This is a genomic window from Candidatus Foliamicus sp., from assembly GCF_965221325.1.
Taxonomy (GTDB): Bacteria; Pseudomonadota; Gammaproteobacteria; order Steroidobacterales; family Foliamicaceae; genus Foliamicus.
Window position 1 is genome coordinate 252,978 of record NZ_OZ244880.1, and the last position, 20,830, is coordinate 273,807.

Genomic DNA, 20,830 nt, shown 5'->3' on the forward strand with positions numbered 1-20,830 from the left:
CCTCGAATTGGCAGGCAAAGGCGGGAGATCACGATGCAGTTCAATAGGCGCGAAGCACTCATGGGCATCGGCGCGGCGGCGGCCGTGGTGGCAGGTTGCGGGCGGCAGCCCACAACGCGTAGCGATGTGGTCGTGATCGGCGCCGGCTTGTCCGGTTTGCAGGCGGCGCGGCTGCTCGAAGCCGAAGGCCAGCGGGTTACGGTGCTGGAGTCGCGCAACCGGGTGGGCGGGCGCATACTGTCCTACCGCCATATTCCCGGCTCGCCGGAAGCCGGCGGCACCAGCTTCGGCGCCGGCTATGCGCGCCTCATGCAGGTAGTGCAGGAGCTCGGCGTGGGGCTGGTCAACCTGGACACCGTCCGTGAATTCTTCGCTCAGCGTGAACTGGCTCTGGGCGGGCAGATCATTCCGGCCGCCGAGTGGCCGGAGCATGCGCTTAACGTGATGCCGGAGCAAGCGCGTCAGATGATGCCTTGGGGTTATCTGCCGATGAAGATGATCATGAACAACCCCTATCCCAGCCCTTCCGACTGGCTGTCGCCGGATTACGCGCACCTCGACGTTTCGATGCGCGAATACCTGACGGGCCAGGGCGAGACCGACGCGGTCGTGGACCTCTGCTACAACAACAACCCCGGCTGGGGCAACAACGCCGACGAAGTGTCCGCCGCCATGGTGCTGTTCGCGATGCGATTCGCCGCGGCTCAGCAAGGCTTTACGGGGCCTGACGGCGGCTCCGCATACACGGCCGTGAACGGCAACCAGTCGGTACCCGAAGCCATGGCCGAGTCCCTGACCAACGAGGTTCAGCTAGGGCGGCGCGTGACCGGCATCACCGATACCGGTTCCGGCGTTGACGTGCATTGCGAGGACGGCAGCCTGCATCGCGCCGATCGGGTCGTTTGCTCCCTGCCCTGCTCGCTGCTGCGCAATCTGGCCATAGAGCCGGCGCTTGAAGGCTTGCAGGCCGAGGCCGCGCGCAGCATAGACTCGCAAATCCTCAACCAGCTCCACCTGATCGCCAAGCGGCCGTTCTGGGAGGACGACGGCATGGCGCCGAGCATGTGGACGGATTCCCTGGCCGGCATGATCCTTGCCGAACACAAGGGCGAAACGCCCGAGGAAGTGACCAGTCTGACCTCCTGGACGCGCGGGCCGCTGGCCGTGGAAATGGACAAGCTTCCCGATGAGGAGGCGGCCGCGCGCATCGTGGCCGATATCGAGCGGCTGCGGCCGGCGGCCAAGGGCCAGCTTGAGGTGGCGGCCTATCACTCCTGGTACAACGATCCGCATGCGGCCGGTGACTGGGCGGTGTGGCAGCCGGGCCAGGTAACGCAGTTTGCCGCGCATGTCGGCAAGCCGCATGGGCGGGTTCACTTTTGCGGCGAGCATACGGCCCAGGCCAATCGCGGCATGGAAGGCGCGCTGGAGTCCGGCGACCGCGTGGCCTTCGAAGTGCTTGACTTGATCTGACGCCACGTCAAGGCTGTGGAGCCGCATTGGCACGACACGCTGCTAGCCTGCGTGGAACCGGCTTGCGCCGCCAGCGCGGGTTGCCTGCAGCCGTTTGAAGCGAAATACACCCATGGCCGCTGAACAAGCCTCCGGCTTTCGCGTAGCGCCTTTTGCCGCCTTGCGCCCGGGCAGCGGCAAGGCGGCAGCGACGATTGCTCCGCCTTACGATGTGGTGAGCGCCAATGAAGCCCGCGCCCGGGTTGCTGCGCGTCCGCACGATTTTCTGCGCCTTTCGCTTCCCGAAGCGGCCATGCCCGCTGGCGCCCGGCCGAGTGCCGAGGCCCGCTACGCCGAGGCCCGCCGCTCGCTTGATGCGTTCATGGCCAGCGGCGTGATCGCCCGCGATGCGCAGCCGGCCTACTACGTGTACCGGGTCGCCAGCAGTTCGCACACGCAAACCGGCCTGGTCCTGCTGGTGTCGGTGGACTGCTACCGTGCCGGCACTCTGCGCAGGCATGAACTGACCCGCCCGGACAAGGAAACCGACCGCGCGCTGTTGATTCAGGCGTTGCAGGCGCAAACCGGTCTCGTGATGCTGGCGCATCGCCGGCATGACGACTTGGCGGCAGTAATCGAAGGCGCGGCGCAGGCCGAGCCGGACTGCCATGCCGAGCTCAGCGAAGGAGGGGCGGTGACCAGCCACAGCATTTGGGCAGTGCGCGAGGCGGAGGCTGTGGCGCGCATTACCCAAGCAGTCGCGGAACTGGGCGAGCTGTTCATTGCCGATGGACACCACCGCGTTGCGGCGGGCGCCCGGGCCGCCGCCGCTTATTCGGCCTGCAACGCGGCCCAGTGGCTGCTCGGCGCCACATTCCCGGCCGAGGAGCTGCGCATACTTGATTACAACCGTGTGGTTTCCAGCCTCAACGGACATAGCCCGCGCAGTTTCCTGGAGGCGCTGAAAGAGCGCTTCGAGGTTGCGTCCTCGAATGGGGCCCCGCGCCTTGAACGCGCGCGCGAATTCGGCGTGTATCTGAGCGGCGACTGGCGGATCATTCGTTTGCGCCCGGGCTTGGCTCCCGAGGGCGATCCGGTGGGCCGCCTGGATGTCAGCTTGTTGGGCGAGCATTTGCTGGCGCCGCTGCTGGGCATCAATGATTCCCGCACCGATTCGCGGATCGACTTCGTGGGCGGCGCGCGCGGGCTTGAAGAGCTGGAGCGGCGGGTGGACAGCGGCGCTGCCGCGGTGGCGATTGCGCTTTGTCCCACACCCATGGAAGACCTTATGAACGTGGCAGGCGCCGGCAAAATCATGCCGCCCAAATCGACCTGGTTCGAGCCCAAGCTCGCCGATGGGCTGCTGGCCTATAGTTGGAACTGAAGGAGGTAACCGAAGATGTCCGACGACCAAACCATACTGGCGGAAGCCAATGCGATCGACGAGGAAGTGCAATTCGCCGCCGACTGCGTACCGTTTATCTCGCAGATTCCCGGTTTCGTGCGCGGCGTGGCGCTCAAGGCCATGATCGCAAAGGCGAAGGAAAAGGGTGTGACGCTGGTGGACGGCGCATTCATGGACGAGAACAATCCCATGAAATAGTCCGCCGATGCGGCACAAGACCTGTGAACAAAGAGGAGGGAAGCATGGGTAAATTCAACGTAACGCGCCGTGAGGCGCTGCTGGCTGGCGCCGGAGCCGCAATGACGAGCGGTGTCCTGTCTGCCGCAGCGGCCACGCCGGCGCTGGACCTCGAAGATCCGGCCGTGCGCGCCCGAGTGCGCGCCAAGGTGTCCGGATCGGCGGTGGAGGAAAAGGTCTACAAGTTCTACCGCCTTCACCTCTATGCCTACATGCATAGCGGCAATCTCCAGCCCCTTTTCACAATGAACAACCTGAATGTCACGCTGTGCAGTCCGCTCGACAACAATCAGTACGCATTCAAGGTGTTCGAGGCCGGCGTCTATTGCAGGTTCGATACCGATGAAGTGCTGGAATCCTGGGAAAATCCGATCACCGGAGAAGTCCGGGAACCGTGGACGTTTATCGGCGGCCCCCTGAACGTGAAGCTCGGTCCCGACGGCGTAGAGACGCCGCCCGAGGCCACGGTGCATCCTGACGCTCTGCGCATGGAAACCTATGGCGGCCTGGTGTTCGTGCCCGTCGCCTCGCACTTTTCCTACCCCAGCCCCTTCGATCCGGACAAGTGGCCGAAGGAGTCTCCGGGGCCCGTTCACTACTGGGACTCACTGTTTGTGCATGCCGCCAAGCTCGAAGACGTGGCCAACCCGAATATCGACAACGCGCCGGCCTTCTGCCAGTTTCAGAACCTGGTGAGCTGGGGGCCCTGGGTCGGCATGGGCGGGCACGCTGGCCGCAGTTACGGCCGGGCTTACGGCGCCAAGCTGTCAAGCGTGGACGAACTGCCGTCCGCGGCCCGCCGCTCGCTGGAGCTCAAAGCGCCGCAAATCTTCGACGTGGAAAGCTGGACGGAATACCACGACTACATACAGGAGTACAAGGACACCTACGGCTAGCCTGGTCTGAGATGGGGTTGGTGGTGATGGGTGGGATTGAACCACCGACCTGCGGGTTATGAGTCCGCCGCTCTAACCACCTGAGCTACATCACCACTGGTGCCGGAAGAGGGACTTGAACCCGCAACCTTCCGCTTACAAGGCGGATGCTCTACCAGTTGAGCTATTCCGGCCAGAGCCGCAATTCTAACGCCAGCGCGGTCAGACCGCGCAGCACAAGGTCGGGTATCAACTCCGCCTGAGGCAGGGCTTTCGTGGCCAGAAGTGCCTCTGAGCCACCGCCGGTCAGTAGCAGCCGCGGAGCACTTCCCACCGCTTCTTCGAGCATGTCCATCCCCAGCCGAATCAGTCCGATCTGTGCAGCCAGTACGCCCTTGCCGATTGCCTGCGCGCTGTTTGTGCCGGGCGCGATATCTCGCGCGGCGCCGGAATACTCCTTGAGCCTTGATGCGAGTTGCGCCGTGCCTTGCGCCATGGCCTTGAGGCTCATGTCATGGCCCGGAGCGATGTAGCCTCCCAGGTGCTGTCCATCGGGCAGCAGGAAGTCCATGGTGATGGTGCTGCCCGCGTCCACGATGCAGTAGGCGTTCGGTCCGAGTGCATGCGCGGCGAGCAATGCGCTCCAGCGGTCCGTGCCGAGGCTCGAAGGTTTGGCGTAGGCAGTCGTGACGCCACAGATCTCTTGCTGAGGGCGCGCGAAGACGACTTCGGCATTCATGCGCTTGCGAATCAGGCTCGCTATCTCGTCTTCGCGCTCGCGTCCGCCCACGTTGCTGGCCAATACCCCCACCATATCGATTTCCTGCGAGAGGAAAGGCAGCTCGGCCAAGCCGGCGGCGTTCGGGAGCGCGCCGTGATCCTGCATTTCGCTCTGCGCGCTCGATTGCCAGGCCCACTTCACGCGAGTGTTGCCGATGTCGATCAGCAGGAGTCGCGCGTCGCCGCTCACACGCGAATCTCCGCCGAGAGGATGCGATGCTTGCCTGCCGGCTGCTTGAGCAGCAGGGCGCCGTCTGCATCCACGCCTGCCGCCATGCCGCGTTGCACCTGGGCGCCCTGGTGCGCTTCGATGCGCCGCCCTTTGAGCCAGTCCCGCTGCCGCCAGTCTTGTATCCAGGGCGCGAATCGCTCTTGCGGGTAGCGCTGCAGCACTTCGGCAAAGGCCCCAATCACCGAAGCGGCCAGCGCGTGGTGCTCAAGCGGATGCTTCCCCGGCCATTCTTCCAGCGCCGCGGCCGCCATGCCGCCTTCTTCGGCAATCCGGCGCTGCTGCTGCTCCGTGACCCGCATGTTCACGCCCACGCCGGCCACGATCAGGGTTTGACCGGCGCCGCCGCGCGAGGCGCTCTCGACCAGAATGCCGCCCAGCTTCCTGTCCACCGCGACGAGGTCGTTCGGCCACTTGAGATGAACCCTCACGGCCACGAAATCCTCCAGAGCTTCTGCTGCCGCGACGCCCAATGCGAGCGCCAGCGAGCTGTCCGGCGGCTGCGGCATCGCCCGGCCTACGCTAAGCAGCAATCCTGCCCCCGGGGGCGAATGCCAACTCTTTCCGTCCCTCCCCTTGCCTGCACTCTGATGGCTGGCGAGGCACACTGACAGTTTGCCGTCCGGTAATGGGACGGAGGTGTTGAGCAACCTTTCGTTCGTGGAGGGCAGCGAGTCATGCACCTCCAGGCTCGCGATTTGCCGCCGCGTTTCCGGGCTGAGCGCTGCAAGCAGTAGGTCGCGATCGTACAGGACTCAGCTTTCCTTCTTGAACCAGTTGCCGACCAGCGCCCGGTCGAAACGATATTCCGTGCCATTGAGCAGATCGCGGATGTTGCTGCGGTGGGTCCAGATGATGAACAACGCCGCGCCGATCGCCAGCCACAGCAGTTCCGGCCCCGTTGCGCTCATCGCGAAGACGAGCATCAGGGGCGCCGCGATCGCCGCAACAATGGTGGCCACGCCCACGTAGCCGGTTGCAATCAGCGTCAGTATCCACACTCCCACTACCGCACCCACCAGCGGGGGATGCAGCACCAGGTAAGCGCCGAGCAGTGTGGCGAAGCCCTTGCCGCCGCGAAATTCGTGCCAGAGCGGATAACAGTGGGCCACCGTCACCGAAGCCCCAGCGGCTGCCTGCACCCAGGCCAGCGAAAACTCCTCGCCGCCCCCCAGGGAATGCGCCAGCGCCGCCAGCGGGCCAACCGCGACCAGTGCCTTGCCCACGTCGCCGATCATCACCGCGAGCCCGAACCAGAAACCGGCGGCCCGCAGGGCATTGGTGGCGCCGGCATTGCCGCTGCCGACTTCGCGCACGTCCAGGTTGCGGAAGCGGCCCAGCACCAGGCTGAAATTGATCGAGCCGACGAGGTAGGCGAATACGAGCGAGAGGCCGAGTTCAAGCATGGTGGAATGGTGTGTCGGCGGTGCGGTTATTGAAATACTGGAAGGTTCGGTTCCGAATATCGCGACTTATGCAGCTTGGGCTATGCCAGGGCGCTCCGACAGCCGCTTGTGCCAGGCGGCGAGAGCCTCCCGGCCGTCGAACACTTCGAGTTCGAACCTGCGGGCCATGCGCGCCGCCATGTCCACCGAAGCGCGCAGTGTGATGTCCGCCAGCGTGAAACGGTCCGCCGCCAGGTATTCCCGGCCGCTCAGCCGCCGATCCATGAAATCCAGGAAACTCATGGCTCGCTTGCGGCCGCGTTCGATGAGTTCGGGAATTTGGGCGTGCTCGGTGGGGCCCGGCAGGGCATGGTTCTTGAACATGTCTATGCTGTTGCGCAGCGCGTCGGCCAGCCCCGGCAGCCCTTCCTGCTCCACTATGTGATTCCACATCAGCACCGCCGCTCGCTCGCTTGGGTTTGCTCCGAAAAGGTTTGGATCGGGATGGAGCTCCTCAAGGTAATGGCAGATGGCGATGCACTCGCTGATGCGCGTTCCATCGTCGAGTTCCAACACCGGCACCTGGCACAGCGGATTTACGTTCCGGTAATCCGCACTGAGTTGCTCGCCCTTCGTAAGGTCGATCTGCACCCGTTCCAGGCGCAGGCCTTTCTCGGCGAGAAACATGTGCACACGCTTGGGGTTGGGCGCGTGCGCGTAGTCGTAGAGTTTCATGGGTCAGGTTACGTTTTCTGGAGCGTTTTCTTTCCGGTCTGTCCGTAGAGCATCTTGCGCTGCTCTTCGGTGAGCGGCTGGTCGGAGCGCAGTTCCTTGCCTACGTCCATGCCGCGCTGCACGGCGGGGCGCGCCTTGAGCCTGTCGATCCAGGCCGCCACACCCGGCAACTCGTCGAGGCTCTGGTTCAGCCGCTCGTAGGGAGTCGTCCAGGGCAAACAGGCCATGTCGGCAATCGAGTATTCGCCGGCCAGGTATTCGCGGTCGCGCAAGCGCCGCTCCATAACCGCCAGCAGTCGGCCGTATTCGGTGGTGTAGCGCTTGGTGGCGTAGGCGTGCTTGCCTTCCTGATAAATCAGGAAATGCCCCGCCTGTCCCGCCATGGGCCCCAGCCCGGCCATCTGCCAGAACAGCCATTGCAGCGCGTCGAAGCGTTGGTGCGTGTCGGTGGGAAGGAAGCGTCCGGTTTTTTCGGCCAGGTACACCAGTATCGCCCCGGATTCGAATACCGAAAGAGAGCCGCCCGGCGCCTCGTGGTCCACGATCACCGGCATGCGATGGTTCGGGTTCAGGGCCAGGAACTCCGGTTTGAACTGGTCGCCCGCGCCTATGTTCACAGGAATCAGCTTGTACGGCAGGCCGCACTCTTCCAGCATGATGGAAACCTTGAACCCGTTGGGAGTGGGCCAGTAATAGAGGTCGATCAAGTTGCTTCTCCAGGCCGTAAAAACAGATCTATTCGGCGCGCAAAGCCAGCACGGGATTCATGCGCGCCGCCCGTACCGCGGGCGCTACGCCTGCCAGTATGCCTATAACTACCGCGATCATCATGGCCGCCACCGTATAGCCCGCCGAAACGCTTACCGGAATGGAGGGAACCAGCGCTCTCAGCAGCCAGGCGGCTGCTTGACCCAGAACCAGGCCGAGCAGGCCTCCGGCCACGCCCAACGCCAGCGCTTCGGCCAGAAACAGGCGCCGCACTTCCCGGCGGCGCGCGCCGAGCGAGCGTAACAGTCCGATTTCGAAGATGCGCTCCTGAATGGAAATGGTCATGATCGTGAAGATGCCCACGCCGCCCACCACCAGCGATATTCCCCCCAGCGCGGCCACCGCGGCGGTAATCGTGCTCAGTATCACGCGCATGGTGTTGAGCATCTGGTCCTGCGTCGTGATCGAGAAGTCTTCCGCACCGTGGCGCGCCATGAGAAGCCGCGTGATATCCCCCTCCACCTCGGCGGCGGGGCGCTCTTCGCGGTAACGCACATCGATCTCCTGCACGCCCAGAACGTTATAGATTTCCATGGCGTGCTTGACCGGAATATAGGCGATTTCATTGAGATCGAAACCCACGGTGGTGCCCGCGTCGGCCAGCACGCCGATCACCCGGAAGCGCTGTCCGGACACCCTTATGTACGCGCCCAGTGCGCTGTCCGCGCCGAACAGCTCGTTCTTGAGCGTGCTGCCCAGCACTGCCAGCGGTCGCGCCGCCAGCAGATCCTCGTTCGGCAGGAAACGGCCGGCAGCCACCTCGAAAGAAAAGATCTCGGGAAGCTCCGGGCCGGTGCCCAGCGCCATGACATTGCGCTTGACTCCGCCCTGTTCGATTTCGGCCAGTCCCATGACCGCCGGCGCCACCGCCACCACCGAATCGAGTTGCCGGATGGCCAGTGCATCGTCGAGGGTGAGCGGTCGCACGGTGTTGGTGCGCATGCCCGGCGGACCACCAAAGGTTTCGTCCTTGCCTGGAGTCACGACCAGGAAATGGGTGCCGAAGCGGGTGGCTTCATGCTCAATGAATTTGTAGGTGCCCTCGCCGATGGAGGTGAGCAGAACTACGGCGGCTACCCCCACGCCGGTGCCCAGCGCGGTGAGCAGCGTTCGCAGCCGATGCATGGCCAGCGCCCGCAGCGCCAGGTGCAGAAGATCAGGGACGTTCACTGGGCTAGAGCCGTCCCCGCAGCGCCTGCACCGGGTCCATGCGCGCGGCCTTGCGGGCCGGCAGTGCACCAAAAATCAGACCGCTCGCCACCGCCGTCACAATGGCGGCTGCCACCGCCCACCACGGCGGGCGAAAATCCAGACTCGGGAAGGCTTGGCGCGCCAATCCGATCAGGAGATAACCGAACAACAATCCGCAGGCCGAGCCCATGGCCGCGAGTATCGCCGCTTCGCTTACAAACAGGCGCATGATCTGCCGCCGTGCCGCGCCGATGGCCATGTAGAGTCCGATTTCCGAGGTGCGCTGGCTCACGGCCACCAGCATCACGTTCATTATGAGGATGCCGGCCACGATCAGACTGATCCCCGCGATTCCACCGAGAGCGGCGGTGATGGCGGTGAAGATGCCGTCGAAAACCGACAGCACGGCGTCCTGGGTAATGGTCACGAAATCGTGCATGCCGTAGTGCTGTTCGATGAGCCTGCGGGTCAGTTCTTCGATCACGCCGGGCACCGCTTCGCGCGAGCGCGCCTCCACGAGGATGTTGGTAAGCGCCTCGGTGTTATAGACCGTTGCCATGAACCCCACCGGCGCCACCACGATTTCGCCGGTATTGATGCCGATGCTCTGCCCGCTGTCGGCGATGATGCCCACCACTCTGCAGCGCGATTCGCCCAGCCGCAGCCAGCTACCCAGTGCGGGCGTGGAGCGATAGAGCTCGCTGACGATTACCTGGCCTACCACGCAGACCGGGGAGATGCGGTCCATGTCCATGCGCGGGAAGAACGTGCCGGCGTTCAATTCGAGCTTGCGTATGCGGGCGTAGTCATGATTCGCGCCCACCACCATTGTCTGGCGTTCGCGTCCGCCCCAGGAAACCGGAAGCCGGCCCATCATGATCGGCGCCGCCCGCACCACGCCGGGCACGCGGCGCACCACCTCCACGTCCCGAAACGTGAGGTCGCGCGGCGTCTCGCCCATGAATCCGAATGGACTGGAGCCGGAGGTGCCCGGATTGCCCGGCTGCACGACGATGAGTTCGGTGCCCAGCACGCGGAACTCACCGGTCACGAACAGCCGCCCCGCCTCGCCCAGAGCCGTGAGCAGCAGCACCGAGGCAACCCCGATGGAGGTGGCCAGTAGCATCATGCAGGCGCGCAGGCGGTGGCGGAACAGGGCCCGCGTGGCCATCAACAGCAGATCGTGGAATTTCATCGGCTTTCTGTGCCAGCGTCGCCTGCATTTTGCCCCATGTTGTTGCGGCGTGCGTCCCGCTTGATGCAGCAGGCGGGGTAAAGTAGCGCGCCTTCGCGCCACGTTTCAAAGGTCCATGTTTTTCGCAATCGAGCAGTTTTTCCAACACCACCAGGCGTGGCTATGGTTCGTTACCGTGATGCTGGACCTCGGCTTCGCCGTGCTGATGTTCCGGCTGTTCGGCCGCTACGGGCTCTACGGCGTGATCGTTTTCAGCCTGTTACTGGCCAATATTCAAGGCCCCAAGCTCACCATGATCCTGGGGCTGCAGACCAGCATGGGCGTGATCCTCTACTCCAGCATATTCTTCGCCACCGACCTGCTGAGCGAGAAGTACGGACGCCGCGAAGCGCAGCGCGCGGTGCTGCTGGGCTTCGCCGTGAGCGTGATGTTGGTGGTGCTGACCCAGGTGGGCCTGCTGTATCAGCCTACGCAGGAGCCGGAAACCGCCGCCTACGCGCTGGGCATTCACGAGGCTATGGCCGCGCTGTTCGACTACACGCCGCGCTTCGTGTTCGGGTCGTTGCTGGCTTATTTACTGAGTCAGAGCTTCGATGTTTGGGTGTTTCACCGGATTCGCAAGGCCACCGGGGCAAAGCATCTGTGGCTGCGCAATACCGGCTCCACGCTGCTGTCGCAGGTCGTCGATACGCTGATTTACGGGCTCGTGGTGTGGTGGGGAATCGTCGATTTCGTGACAGCGCTGCAACTGGCTGCGGCCAAGTACGTGTTCAAGTTCGGGATCGCCGTTATCGATACGCCATTCATCTATTGGGCAAAGAGTTGGCGCGGGCAAGGCCAGTTCGCGCCGGCAACACAGCGCTCAACGGACCAGCACCCGGCCCGCTGAACAGCAGCGCCCTACTGCGCGGACAAGGGCGAAATAGTCGGGAGCACACAAAATGCGCCGCGCATCCGCCCTCGCAGGCGGGGCGCCGCGAAAAAACAACCCGCGGCGCTTCGACAACAGCGCCGCGGGCTTGGCACTAACTGCGGGCGCATGCGCCCGCAGTGTTTGAGATTACAGGCTGCCCTTGGAGACGAGGTTCCAGGCGCGCACGCCCAGAACGCCTACGCCGCCGGCCAGGTAAACGATGGCGACCTGATCCACGATGGCGTCAAGAAAGTTGCCCACCGCAGGTATGTTCGAGAGAACATCGGCGCCGCCAGCCGCGGCAATCACCAGTGCGGTGGTCAGGAAGGCCTGCGGCTTCGCAGCGTCAATATTCATGATCGCGTAGGCCCCACCCAGAATGACCATGATCAGAGGGAGGAGGCCGCCCGGCACCGCGCCGCCCGCCAAACCCTCGATAATCGCCGCCAGAATTGCCAAACCATAGACGACTCGTGTAGCCATAACCCCATTCCTCCCATTGGATTGCAAAGTGCCATGCAACCTTATCACGTGTTTTCCACATGCATTAAAGCGACGCGCGCGGCTTTGCAGCCCGCGCCGCGCCCGATCAAAGCCGCTCGTCGTCTCCTATGCGGCCGTCCAGCATCGTGAGCCTGCGGCGGGCGCGGCGGCCGAGTTCCGGGTCGTGAGTCACCACCACCAGTGTCAATCCCTCTTCATTGAGCGACTCCAGGAGCCGGATGATTTCGGCGCTGGAGCGAGAGTCCAGGTTGCCGGTGGGTTCGTCGGCCAGCAGCAACTTGGGCGACATCACTATGGAACGCGCGATGGCGGCGCGCTGTAACTGGCCGCCGGAAAGCTGATTGGGCCGATGCTCCATGCGGTCGGCGAGCTCCACCCGGCGCAATGCGCGCTCCGCCAACTCGCGGCGCTTGCGCCGCCTCCAGCCGGCCAGCGTGAGCGGCAGCTCCACATTTTCGAACGCGGTCAGGCGCGGCACCAGGTGGAAGAACTGAAAAACGAAACCGATCACTTCCCGGCGGGTGCGCGCGAGTTGATCGTCCGACATCGCCGAGGTGTCTTCGTCCAGCAGGTGGTAGGTGCCGCCGTCCGGCGAATCCAAAAGCCCGATGATGTTGAGCAGCGTGGATTTCCCCGAACCGGAAGGCCCCATGATCGACACATACTCGCCGGCGTCGATTTCCAGCGTAATGTTGCGCAGCGCGTGGACCACCTGCTCGCCCACCGGGTAGTCGCGAAACACGCTGGTGAGCGACAACATCAGGCAAAGCCTCGTATGCGCGCCGGAACTCGGCCTGACCTCGCGTCAAGCTGGCATGGCTGCATCAGCGTCTCTTCCCGGGTGCGTGGCAAGAGCGCTAGTGCCTGCCGGAGCGGCGGCGCATAACGTTAACCGGCCCTAGTTCGTTGCGGCGACAGCGCGCGCGCCCGGCTCCACGCCGGCGCGGTCGAGGCTCAGGATCACTTTCTCCCCCGCCGCCGCGCCGGAGGTGATTTCGGTGAACTCCCAGTTGCTGAGGCCCACCGAGATTTCACGCTCCTTGATGAGGCCCTCGTCTGCGTCAAGCACCAGGATGCGCTTGTCCTCCACCACCGATTCGGTGGGCACTCGCAGCGCATCCGGGCGCGTGTCCACGATCACTTCCACGTCTGCGCTGTATCCCGGCATCAGGCCGTAGCGCTGCGGATCGTTGATTTCCGCCTCGATTTCGACGGTGCGCGCCTGTTTTTCGAGGTCCAGAACATATGGCGCCACACGGCGAACCACGCCGGGGAAGAACTGATCGGGGAAGGCGTCAAGCACGATTCGCGCTTGCTGCCCCGCCTTCACCAGCGGCGCGTCCACCTCGTCGATGGGCGCGGTGATATACAAGCAGTTATTGTCGATCACATCCACCGTAGGCAGAGTGGCGACGCCCACCGGCGACGGCGTGACGAATTCGCCCAGCTCGCCGTTGATTTCCGCAATCACGCCATCGAAAGGCGCGCGCAGAATGGTCCGCTCCAGGCGCGCCCGGTTCACTTCCACGCGGGCCTCGGCAGCGCTTGCGGAATCCTGTGCGGCCTTGCATGAAGCGGCCCGCGCTTCGGCTTCGGCCTCGGCGCGCTCGCGCTGTTCCTCCGACACCAGGTTGTCTTCCTGCAGCTTGGCCAGCCGCTGCGCCTCGCGTGCCGCCAGGTCCGCGCGGGTGCAGCTTTCCGCTGCCCGCGACTTCTCGGCCACCCGATTGCGTTCGGACAGCTCGATTTCCGACTTCAGGTCCTCGTTCCAGATTTCCAGCAGCACCTGGCCTGCGCTTACCGCGTCGCCCTCGGTTACGGGAAGCCCGGCAATCTGCCCGGCAGAAGCGGGCGACATCCGCGCCCGCCGGCAGGCATCCACGGTGCCGGCGCGCGTGTTGAGCACCGTCTTGCGGATTTCGCCGCGCGAGACCTCGGCCACGCGCACTTCCAGGGCGTCGCCTTCGCCGAACAGCCAGTTGCTGAGCATGAGCAGCACGGCGAGCCCGGCAACGCCCAACAGACCGTATTTCAATACCGCTCGCATGGGTGCGTGAGTATAGCGGGCTGCGGGCAAGTACGGCTTGCGGAACCCAGCCCATCCGGCGCATCCTGCTGACTGCAGACATCCGCGCACAAGTTATATTTCCTGCGATGGCCTCCTCGTCCCGCAACACTCTGCCTCGCGCCGGCTTCTCCATTCGCGGCCGCGGCGCGCGCGGCAACCTCGCCGGGCGGTTCGAAAGCCAAACCACCGAACTCGACGAAGGCGTGGCCGAAACCGCGCCGCGCCCGGAAACCGAGCTGTTCGCCGAGCGTAGCAAGACCATCATCAGCCGCAACAAGTCGCCCGATGTGGGCTTCGACCGCTCCATCAACCCCTACAAAGGCTGTGAGCACGGCTGTATCTACTGCTACGCCCGGCCTTCGCATGCCTATCTCGATTTCTCCCCCGGACTGGATTTCGAAACCAAGATCGTGCACAAGCCCAACGCCGCAGAGCTCTTGCTGCGCGAGCTGGCCCATCCAGGCTATCGCTGCGCGCCCATCGCGCTGGGCGTCAACACCGACAGCTATCAGCCGGTGGAAAAACAACTACGCACAACCCGCGCGCTCCTGAAAATTCTTCTGCAAGCCCGCCATCCGGTGGCCGTCGTCACCAAGTCCGCGCTGGTGGAGCGCGATCTGGATGTGCTTTCCGAACTGGCGCGCCGCAATCTGACCCATGTAATCCTCAGCGTCACCACACTGGACGAGGAACTCAAGCGCCGCATGGAACCGCGGGCGGCCTCGCCTCGTCGACGTCTGTTGACGATTGAGCGGCTGACCCAAGCCGGCGTTCCCACCGGCGTGATGTTCGCGCCCGTCATCCCGGCGCTCAACGACCACGAACTCGAAGCCGTGCTTGAGGCCTCCGCCGCTGCCGGCGCGCTATGGGCCGGCTATACGGTGCTGCGCCTGCCCAACGAAGTACGCCCGTTGTTCAAGGATTGGCTGAACGAACAGTACCCCTTGCGCAGCAAGCACGTTATGAGCCGAGTGCGCCAGATACGCGGCGGCCGCGAAAACGATCACTCCTTCGGCCGCCGCATGCGCGGCCAGGGTCTCTACGCCGAACTCCTGCGCCAACGCTTCGACCGCGCCTGCCGCCGCCACAACCTGCGCGGTGGCCGCCGCCCGCCGCTCGACAGCACCCAATTCCGCCGCCCCCTGCCGCCGCCAACGCCGAAGAGCAGAAGGCCGGACAGCCCGCAGAATAGCGGCGAACAACTGTCCTTGCTCCCTCGCACTTGATTCGCGCCGAGGGTCTATCGGCACGGACAGAGAGTGGCGCCCCGCGCAGCCTATGGAGTTTCGGCAGGCCGTTTGCGGCGCAGCAATGGCGTGCAAAATAGAAATTCATTTCTATTTTGCACAGGAACTTCGCACCCCGACAAACTGGCGGGCGCTTCGATCGGCCGCTTCGAAACCAGCAAAACATGCACGGCGGCCGCCGTCCGCCGCCAGAAAGCACCCTATTTCGCATATGGTGGATACGGCAGGCATGCGTAAGGTCAAGTGGTAGTCGGCTCCCATTCGGGGATTTGCTGGTCGCGTTTCAAGACTGTCTGCTGGAGTATCAAGCCCTCGAAAAGGGATTCAGGCGTGATTGCCTCGCCGGCTAAAACGGCCGCAGGCAAGGCGCTGCGGGCCTCATGTTCAAATGTTTCCTTCAGTTGCACATTCTCTTGATACGCGGAAGTCCACCAATCCTGAAGTCGAAATCTGGCTGCATGCAATGCCTCTTGGCTTGGGAGCCGGTTGGATTTCCCGCTATTTGCGTTCCGGTCGCTGGGCAGGAGATTCCACAAGTCATTGCATGGCCAAGCGGCAAAAGGGAAGCAGTGGTCAATAGCGTACGTACGCCTAAGGTGTTTTCCGGTCCACACGCAGTACAGGGATCCATTGGAGCGCAGTTTTTCTGCACACGCGCGAGCAACACTTATGTCATGTTCTGGCGTAAGCCACCGAAGCGCTCTGAAGTGCAAGTCCCAGGATTGCGGTCCCCCGCCAGTGTTGCCTTCATATCTACGCATTAATCGGATCCACTCGTTCAGTACAGCAGGTTCCAGCCAAGAAGCGTAACGGGCCATGGCCTGCCAGAGATTGCGGGGCACGGAAAAGGAACCAAAAGACCACAAGAACACCTCATCAATGCATATTGAGTTCTTGTTTTCAGTGCGCCCCTTACCTGGACGAACGCCATGAAAAACGTGTTTGCTGCTACCCGGATACTTGATGTGCTCTGCGGGCATGCGGAGAATGAGGTCGGCGGTTGTCCGGAGCACACTGGTTAATCTCTCCGCATCCTCGCCTTCGAAGCGTTGGCCTACCCGCAAGTCGAAGTGTGAGCGCTTCATGAGTTCGCGAAAGTCGGAATTTACGAAGCCCAGGCGCTCGTTGCCCGCGGGGAGTTGGGGAAGGCTCGCCTTAATCAACGGCTGAAACGTCCGGACCCAGAAGAGCGCAACCAGCCCAAGAGGCAAATCGACGTGATCATCGTCTGGGCCGTCTCGCGCAAATCCGGCTGCCCCATCCGCGATTCGCAATAACACCCTCAGCAGGGCGGGCTTATAGGTCGAAGACTTCTTGTCATTGAACACGATGTGCCGTAAGAGCGGCAACGCCCCCGTCCCGTCGTCCGGCAACTGGAGCCAAACAACGTCCCAGGAAACTTCGCTGCGCCCGCTCCAGTCCGCGCATTTTTCTTCGAGGATGATCTGAAGCCCGTGATCTAGAGCCAGTCTTGAGACTTCCGCTGCACTGACTGGCGCCAGGGGGCGTCCTGGCGACGGCGGACCCTGGCGAAGGCTGATCATTATGCTGCCGCCGGGGCTGAGCACCGATACAAGCTTGCGGAAAGCACGCCGCCTTTGACTTGCTGGCAAGTGGTGCCAGACGGCGCTTACCCACACGAGATCAAAAGAGGCCTTTGAGCGCAACACCTTTTCCAGTGTCGGTAGCCGGTCGTCGAGCCAACGGATTCTCGATGACCTATGCTCCTTCCTGCCCGCGTTGCGCAATCCCGCCGAAGGCTCTACAGCGACCACGTTGTGTCCGTGCGCTGCAAACCACGCGGCGTCCCGCCCGCTTCCCGCGCCAACGTCCAGCACATTGCTGGACGATTCGGGCAACAGGCGCATAACGGCCCCATGAGCGCCGCTGAACGGAATTTCTTCGTAGTGTTGGAAGAGCTCAGGTGCTGCCGCGTCATAGACCGCAACTACATCCCGCACCCCGAAACTTCCGTCCCGCTCAGATGTTTCGTGGACAGCGCTTCGGCTCTTGTCTGATCCACCTCGTGCTTTCTGCGTGGGCACTTTCTGCCTGGTAATCGAAATTCTTCTTGTTGCTTGTCGCGGCGTATCCCTGCCTGCCTCCTCAAGCCGTAGTCTATTAGGCAAGCTGGCTGCTCCGCGCTCGCCAGTCTAGATCATTTCGAGCCAAGTTGAGATGTTTACGCGATGCCCCGGCGGTTCGAGTATCCCATTGGGGGTTCGCTACCAAATCGGCCCAGCGCCTTCTCAACGCCGACTACCGACAGTCCGACCTGAATTCGGGGCGCCCTAATTCTCTCGCGCAACGCTAGCCGGCGAGGGCGCCGAGCCCTTTGCGGCGACGCACACCATTGATCGTAAAGGCGCTGCTCCTTTTAGCTTGTGCGCCCCGGCTTTCGGCTGCTTTGGTTCAGGTGAACAGTTGGAATGCAGCAATAACTGCGGCGAGCCATGCCCCGCCGACGTAGATGCGTCTGGTCATGCGGGCTTCAAACCCGGCAAAATCCGCTCGCAATCCCGCCGCGTGATTACCAAAATCCTTATTCGCGTTTTGGGGCTCCAACGCGGTGGTTCGAAGCCCAGCCAAATCGCCGCGAAGCGCGGCTACATCCGCCTTGGTTGCATACTGTTGATATTGCAGTTGCTGTATCGCCCTGGCGATGACTTCCGCTTGCGTACGCTCCATGCCAGCGGATTCCAATGCACGGACAGCCTCGAATATGTCGAAAGCGGTGGAAGCCATCCTTGAATTGTAGCCGTGCCCGCCGCCTCCGCGCTGGTGGCTATACCGCGTGTCAGGCGGTGACCTCGCGCAGCAGTTCCACGTTGCCGCCTTTTGCGGTGGTGTTGATGGTGACGGTTTTCTCGACGGCGTAGCGATGCAGGTAGTGGGGGCCGCCGGCCTTGGGGCCGGTGCCGGACAGGCCCATGCCGCCGAAAGGCTGTACACCCACCACTGCCCCCACCATGTCGCGGTTTACATAAATATTGCCCACGCGGGCGCGCGCGACGATCTCGTTCACGCGAGCGTCTATGCGGCTTTGAATGCCCAGGGTGAGGCCGTACTCGAGGCGGTTGATCGCATCCACCAGGCTCCCGATGCCAGCGTCGTCGAAGCGCAGCACGTGCATCACAGGACCGAAGCATTCGCCCTCCAATTGCTCCAGGCTCTCCAGTTCGATGATGTGCGGAAGGATGTACGATCCTTCCACCCCCTCCGCAAGCCGTCCGCCGCTCCAGACCTCGCAGCCGAGTGACCGCATGCGTTCGATGTGCGCTTGAATCCGCACCAGCGCCGGCGTGTCGATGATGGGGCCGATGTCGGTGGCGTAATCGCGCGGATCGCCGATCGCGAGCTCGGCCGTGGCGCCGCGAATCGATTCCAGCAGTGTATCGACTACTTCCTCCTGCACACACAGCACGCGCAACGCCGAGCAGCGCTGACCGGCGCTGAGGAACGCGGAGCGGATGGCGTCGTCGGTGGTCTGTTCGATCAGCGCCGAAGAATCCGCGATCATCACGTTCTGCCCGCCGGTTTCGGCGATGAACGGCACGATGGGGCGCTGGGGCTTGTCGGCCAGCGCAGACTGAATGCGCGCCGCGGTTTCGGTTCCGCCGGTAAAGGCCACGCCGGCAATGCCCGGATGCGCTACCAGCGCCGCTCCCACCTCGCCTGCGCCTACCGCCAGCGTCAGGACCTCCGGCGGCACGCCGGCGGCATGCAGCACGTCCACGGCCATCCGCGCGATACGCGGCGTTTGCTCGGCGGGCTTGGCGATTACGGCGTTACCGGCAAGCAAGGCGGCGGAAACCTGGCCCGCAAAGATGGCCAGCGGAAAATTCCAGGGGCTGATGCACGCAAACACGCCGCGGCCATGCAGGCTCAGGTCGTTGGATTCTCCGGTAGGTCCGTCCTGCCGCATGGGCTTGTCGAAATCACTTTCGGCCCGGCAGGCGTAGTAGCGCATGAAGTCCACTGCTTCGCGCACTTCGGCAACCGCGTCGTCCACCGTCTTGCCGGCCTCGCTCGCCAGCACGCGGAACAACTCGCCGCGCTCGTCTTCCAGCGCATCCGCCGCCAGGCGCAAGATGTTGGCGCGTTGCCTTCCGCCCATCGCATCCCAGGCCGGCTGGGCCTGAGCCGCGCTTGCGATCCATCCGTCGATTTCCTTTGAAGCCGGGGTAACGACCTCCGGTTCCACCGCACGCGACGGTTCCGAATGCAGCACCGTAAGGCGCCCCAAAGCGGTGCGCGAGGCCAGATCGTAGCCGGCGGAGTTGGGGCGGTCCGGCCCATACAGAAGGCCGGGCGTGGGCAGGGTGGACGATGTGCGGGCCAACGCAGTCCGCATCGGATCGCCCACGATGGCTTCCGGTTCTAGCGCCTCGTCGTAGAGTCGGTTCACGAAGCTGGAGTTGGCCCCGTTCTCCAGCAGGCGGCGGACCAGGTAGGCGAGCAAGTCCTTGTATTCTCCTGCCGGCGCATACACGCGAACGGGCGGGAAATCCGCGAACATCTCGCGCGCGGTTTCGTGCAGCCGCTCGCCCATGCCATGAATGCGCTGCAGTTCCATGTCGGAGCGGTCGCCTGCCAGCGCCAGCACCGTAGTAAGCGTGTGCGCATTGTGGGTGGCGAAGGCGCAGTAAAGGTGCGGGCGCTGGGCGAGAAGTGCCTGGGCACAGCAGAGATACGACGTGTCGGTGTTGTCCTTGGACGTAAACACCGGGTAGTCCGGCAGCCCCGCAATCTGCGCGCGCTTGATTTCGGCGTCCCAGTAGGCGCCTTTCACAAGCCGCACGGAAATCTGCCGCCGGGTGCGTTGCGCCAGTTCGCTCAGCCAGAGGATTACGCGCCTGGCGCGCTTGCCGTAGGCCTGAACCGCGAGCCCCAGGCCGTCCCAGCCGCGCAGCGAGGGCTCCGCGCACAGGCGCTCGGCAAGTTCCAAAGAAAGGATCAGCCGGTCGGCCTCCTCGGCATCCAGGCACAGCGGAATATCGTGCCGCTTGGCCAGCTCGCACAGCGTGAGCAGGCGCGGATACATTTCGTCATGCACCCGCTCCGCTTGCCGGGCTTCGTAGCGCGGATGCAGCGCGGTGAGCTTGATGGACATGCCGCAGCGCCGTTCGCCGCTGCCCGGCTGCCGAGTGCCAACCATCGGAATGGCCTCGCAATACGCCTGGAAGTAGTCCTCGGCCACTTCGGCGGTGCGCGCGCCTTCACCAAGAATGTCGAACGAGTATTGCACGCTGGAATCGAGCTTGTAGGCGCGCTTGACGGCGGCTTCCATGGTTTCGCCCATCACGAATTCCTGGCCCAGGATGCTCATCGCCCGCCGCGTGGCGGCGCGGATCACCGGCTCTCCCAGGCGCCCGGCCAGCGACCGCCGTACCCCGTCGCCTGTCTGCCCCTCGAAGCGCCGCATGGACACGGCGCGGCCGGTGAGCATCAGCGCCCACGTAGAGGCGTTGACCAGTAGCGAACTCGAATGTCCCAGGTGCTCATCCCACTGCCCGGGGCCCAGCTTGTCGGCAATCAGGGCGTCGGCGGTGCTCGGGTCGGGCACTCGCAGCAACGACTCGGCCAGACACATGAGCGCCACGCCTTCGTCGTTGTTGAGCCCGAACTCGTTCAGAAACGCATCCAGCATGGTGGGCCCCTTGGGCGACGCGCGCACCTGCCGCACCAGTTGCGCGGCCTGTTCCACGATGCCCCGCCGGGCGGCTTCGTCGAGCGTGAAGTCGCCGGCCAGTCGGCCTATCAGTCGTGTTTCGCCAGCAAATTTGTGTTTGTCGATCCGATTTAGCGCACTACTCATTTCGCACCTGTTCTTTATCTATGTCTGG

Annotated in this window: 19 protein-coding genes and 2 tRNA genes; 6 read left to right on the forward strand and 15 right to left on the reverse strand. The window is 63.7% G+C overall.

Annotation, left to right across the window (positions count from 1 at the left end):
* The first annotated feature begins 33 nt into the window (after nucleotides 1–33).
* The 4 genes from ACWCOO_RS01180 (at nucleotide 34) to ACWCOO_RS01195 (ending at nucleotide 3,990) form a co-directional block, all read left to right on the forward strand.
* The gene (locus tag ACWCOO_RS01180) at nucleotides 34–1,473 is read left to right on the forward strand and encodes a flavin monoamine oxidase family protein (RefSeq protein ID WP_446831150.1); all 1,440 of its coding nucleotides are present in this window, start codon (nucleotides 34–36) and stop codon (nucleotides 1,471–1,473) included.
* A 112-nt stretch (nucleotides 1,474–1,585) separates the two neighbouring features.
* On the forward strand, nucleotides 1,586–2,836 hold the full coding sequence (locus ACWCOO_RS01185; RefSeq protein WP_446831151.1) for a DUF1015 domain-containing protein: 1,251 nt from the start codon (nucleotides 1,586–1,588) through the stop codon (nucleotides 2,834–2,836).
* A gap of 15 nt (nucleotides 2,837–2,851) precedes the next feature.
* Nucleotides 2,852–3,055 (forward strand): hypothetical protein, encoded by a 204-nt coding sequence (locus ACWCOO_RS01190; RefSeq protein WP_446831152.1) that lies wholly within the window; start codon nucleotides 2,852–2,854, stop codon nucleotides 3,053–3,055.
* 44 nt (nucleotides 3,056–3,099) lie between these two features.
* Complete coding sequence (locus ACWCOO_RS01195; protein ID WP_446831153.1) at nucleotides 3,100–3,990, forward strand: DUF1838 family protein; 891 nt, start codon at nucleotides 3,100–3,102, stop codon at nucleotides 3,988–3,990.
* 18 nt (nucleotides 3,991–4,008) lie between these two features.
* Here the strand turns inward: ACWCOO_RS01195 and ACWCOO_RS01200 are convergent.
* From ACWCOO_RS01200 to ACWCOO_RS01240, 9 genes are all read right to left on the reverse strand, one after another.
* A tRNA-Met gene (locus ACWCOO_RS01200) sits at nucleotides 4,009–4,085 on the reverse strand.
* Nucleotides 4,086–4,087: 2 nt separating this feature from the next.
* A tRNA-Thr gene (locus ACWCOO_RS01205) sits at nucleotides 4,088–4,163 on the reverse strand.
* On the reverse strand, nucleotides 4,154–4,939 hold the full coding sequence (locus ACWCOO_RS01210) for a type III pantothenate kinase (RefSeq protein ID WP_446831154.1): 786 nt from the start codon (nucleotides 4,937–4,939) through the stop codon (nucleotides 4,154–4,156). Before ACWCOO_RS01210 ends, ACWCOO_RS01205 begins: the two co-directional genes overlap by 10 nt.
* A complete protein-coding gene (locus tag ACWCOO_RS01215; RefSeq protein WP_446831155.1) occupies nucleotides 4,936–5,661 on the reverse strand; it encodes a biotin--[acetyl-CoA-carboxylase] ligase in 726 nt (241 codons plus the stop codon). Before ACWCOO_RS01215 ends, ACWCOO_RS01210 begins: the two co-directional genes overlap by 4 nt.
* Nucleotides 5,662–5,733: 72 nt before the next feature.
* Entirely contained in the window at nucleotides 5,734–6,384 is a 651-nt protein-coding gene (locus ACWCOO_RS01220; protein WP_446831156.1) for a glycerol-3-phosphate acyltransferase, read from the reverse strand.
* Nucleotides 6,385–6,450: 66 nt separating this feature from the next.
* Nucleotides 6,451–7,098 carry a glutathione S-transferase family protein gene (locus ACWCOO_RS01225; protein ID WP_446831157.1) on the reverse strand — a complete coding sequence of 216 codons (648 nt, stop codon included), beginning with the start codon at nucleotides 7,096–7,098 and terminating at the stop codon, nucleotides 6,451–6,453.
* 8 nt (nucleotides 7,099–7,106) lie between these two features.
* Nucleotides 7,107–7,805 carry a glutathione S-transferase family protein gene (locus ACWCOO_RS01230; RefSeq protein WP_446831158.1) on the reverse strand — a complete coding sequence of 233 codons (699 nt, stop codon included), beginning with the start codon at nucleotides 7,803–7,805 and terminating at the stop codon, nucleotides 7,107–7,109.
* A gap of 28 nt (nucleotides 7,806–7,833) precedes the next feature.
* A complete protein-coding gene (locus ACWCOO_RS01235) occupies nucleotides 7,834–9,036 on the reverse strand; it encodes an ABC transporter permease (RefSeq protein WP_446831159.1) in 1,203 nt (400 codons plus the stop codon).
* A gap of 4 nt (nucleotides 9,037–9,040) precedes the next feature.
* A complete protein-coding gene (locus tag ACWCOO_RS01240; protein WP_446831160.1) occupies nucleotides 9,041–10,252 on the reverse strand; it encodes an ABC transporter permease in 1,212 nt (403 codons plus the stop codon).
* A 115-nt stretch (nucleotides 10,253–10,367) separates the two neighbouring features.
* Between ACWCOO_RS01240 and ACWCOO_RS01245 the strand changes: the two genes are divergently transcribed.
* Nucleotides 10,368–11,141 (forward strand): queuosine precursor transporter, encoded by a 774-nt coding sequence (locus ACWCOO_RS01245; RefSeq protein ID WP_446831161.1) that lies wholly within the window; start codon nucleotides 10,368–10,370, stop codon nucleotides 11,139–11,141.
* 171 nt (nucleotides 11,142–11,312) lie between these two features.
* On the opposite strand, the gene ACWCOO_RS01250 is transcribed toward ACWCOO_RS01245, so the two are convergent.
* From ACWCOO_RS01250 to ACWCOO_RS01260, 3 genes are all read right to left on the reverse strand, one after another.
* Nucleotides 11,313–11,648: a hypothetical protein gene (locus ACWCOO_RS01250; protein ID WP_446831162.1), complete on the reverse strand. Its 336-nt coding sequence runs from the start codon at nucleotides 11,646–11,648 to the stop codon at nucleotides 11,313–11,315.
* A gap of 106 nt (nucleotides 11,649–11,754) precedes the next feature.
* Nucleotides 11,755–12,429, reverse strand: coding sequence for an ABC transporter ATP-binding protein (locus ACWCOO_RS01255; RefSeq protein ID WP_446831163.1), 675 nt, complete (start codon nucleotides 12,427–12,429; stop codon nucleotides 11,755–11,757).
* A 138-nt stretch (nucleotides 12,430–12,567) separates the two neighbouring features.
* Complete coding sequence (locus ACWCOO_RS01260) at nucleotides 12,568–13,716, reverse strand: efflux RND transporter periplasmic adaptor subunit (protein ID WP_446831164.1); 1,149 nt, start codon at nucleotides 13,714–13,716, stop codon at nucleotides 12,568–12,570.
* Nucleotides 13,717–13,823: 107 nt separating this feature from the next.
* Between ACWCOO_RS01260 and ACWCOO_RS01265 the strand changes: the two genes are divergently transcribed.
* Nucleotides 13,824–14,963, forward strand: coding sequence for a PA0069 family radical SAM protein (locus ACWCOO_RS01265; RefSeq protein WP_446831165.1), 1,140 nt, complete (start codon nucleotides 13,824–13,826; stop codon nucleotides 14,961–14,963).
* Between the two features lie 260 nt (nucleotides 14,964–15,223).
* Here the strand turns inward: ACWCOO_RS01265 and ACWCOO_RS01270 are convergent, their stop codons facing one another.
* The 3 genes from ACWCOO_RS01270 to ACWCOO_RS01280 form a co-directional block, all read right to left on the reverse strand.
* On the reverse strand, nucleotides 15,224–16,945 hold the full coding sequence (locus ACWCOO_RS01270) for a methyltransferase domain-containing protein (protein WP_446831166.1): 1,722 nt from the start codon (nucleotides 16,943–16,945) through the stop codon (nucleotides 15,224–15,226).
* A 451-nt stretch (nucleotides 16,946–17,396) separates the two neighbouring features.
* Nucleotides 17,397–17,729, reverse strand: coding sequence for a hypothetical protein (locus tag ACWCOO_RS01275; protein WP_446831167.1), 333 nt, complete (start codon nucleotides 17,727–17,729; stop codon nucleotides 17,397–17,399).
* A 52-nt stretch (nucleotides 17,730–17,781) separates the two neighbouring features.
* Entirely contained in the window at nucleotides 17,782–20,802 is a 3,021-nt protein-coding gene (locus ACWCOO_RS01280; RefSeq protein ID WP_446831168.1) for an L-glutamate gamma-semialdehyde dehydrogenase, read from the reverse strand.
* Nucleotides 20,803–20,830: the final 28 nt, after the last annotated feature.

What these genes read in the sequence shown, in the direction of transcription:
- ACWCOO_RS01265 (WP_446831165.1), top strand. Translation starts at nt 13,824, where the DNA reads ATGGCCTCCTCGTCCCGCAACACTCTGCCTCGCGCCGGCTTCTCCATT.
- ACWCOO_RS01180 (WP_446831150.1), top strand. Translation starts at nt 34, where the DNA reads ATGCAGTTCAATAGGCGCGAAGCACTCATGGGCATCGGCGCGGCGGCG.
- ACWCOO_RS01245 (WP_446831161.1), top strand. Translation starts at nt 10,368, where the DNA reads ATGTTTTTCGCAATCGAGCAGTTTTTCCAACACCACCAGGCGTGGCTA.
- ACWCOO_RS01225 (WP_446831157.1), bottom strand. Translation starts at nt 7,098, where the DNA reads ATGAAACTCTACGACTACGCGCACGCGCCCAACCCCAAGCGTGTGCAC.
- ACWCOO_RS01195 (WP_446831153.1), top strand. Translation starts at nt 3,100, where the DNA reads ATGGGTAAATTCAACGTAACGCGCCGTGAGGCGCTGCTGGCTGGCGCC.
- ACWCOO_RS01275 (WP_446831167.1), bottom strand. Translation starts at nt 17,729, where the DNA reads ATGGCTTCCACCGCTTTCGACATATTCGAGGCTGTCCGTGCATTGGAA.
- ACWCOO_RS01220 (WP_446831156.1), bottom strand. Translation starts at nt 6,384, where the DNA reads ATGCTTGAACTCGGCCTCTCGCTCGTATTCGCCTACCTCGTCGGCTCG.
- ACWCOO_RS01260 (WP_446831164.1), bottom strand. Translation starts at nt 13,716, where the DNA reads ATGCGAGCGGTATTGAAATACGGTCTGTTGGGCGTTGCCGGGCTCGCC.
- ACWCOO_RS01190 (WP_446831152.1), top strand. Translation starts at nt 2,852, where the DNA reads ATGTCCGACGACCAAACCATACTGGCGGAAGCCAATGCGATCGACGAG.
- ACWCOO_RS01280 (WP_446831168.1), bottom strand. Translation starts at nt 20,802, where the DNA reads ATGAGTAGTGCGCTAAATCGGATCGACAAACACAAATTTGCTGGCGAA.
- ACWCOO_RS01250 (WP_446831162.1), bottom strand. Translation starts at nt 11,648, where the DNA reads ATGGCTACACGAGTCGTCTATGGTTTGGCAATTCTGGCGGCGATTATC.
- ACWCOO_RS01185 (WP_446831151.1), top strand. Translation starts at nt 1,586, where the DNA reads ATGGCCGCTGAACAAGCCTCCGGCTTTCGCGTAGCGCCTTTTGCCGCC.
- ACWCOO_RS01240 (WP_446831160.1), bottom strand. Translation starts at nt 10,252, where the DNA reads ATGAAATTCCACGATCTGCTGTTGATGGCCACGCGGGCCCTGTTCCGC.
- ACWCOO_RS01255 (WP_446831163.1), bottom strand. Translation starts at nt 12,429, where the DNA reads ATGTTGTCGCTCACCAGCGTGTTTCGCGACTACCCGGTGGGCGAGCAG.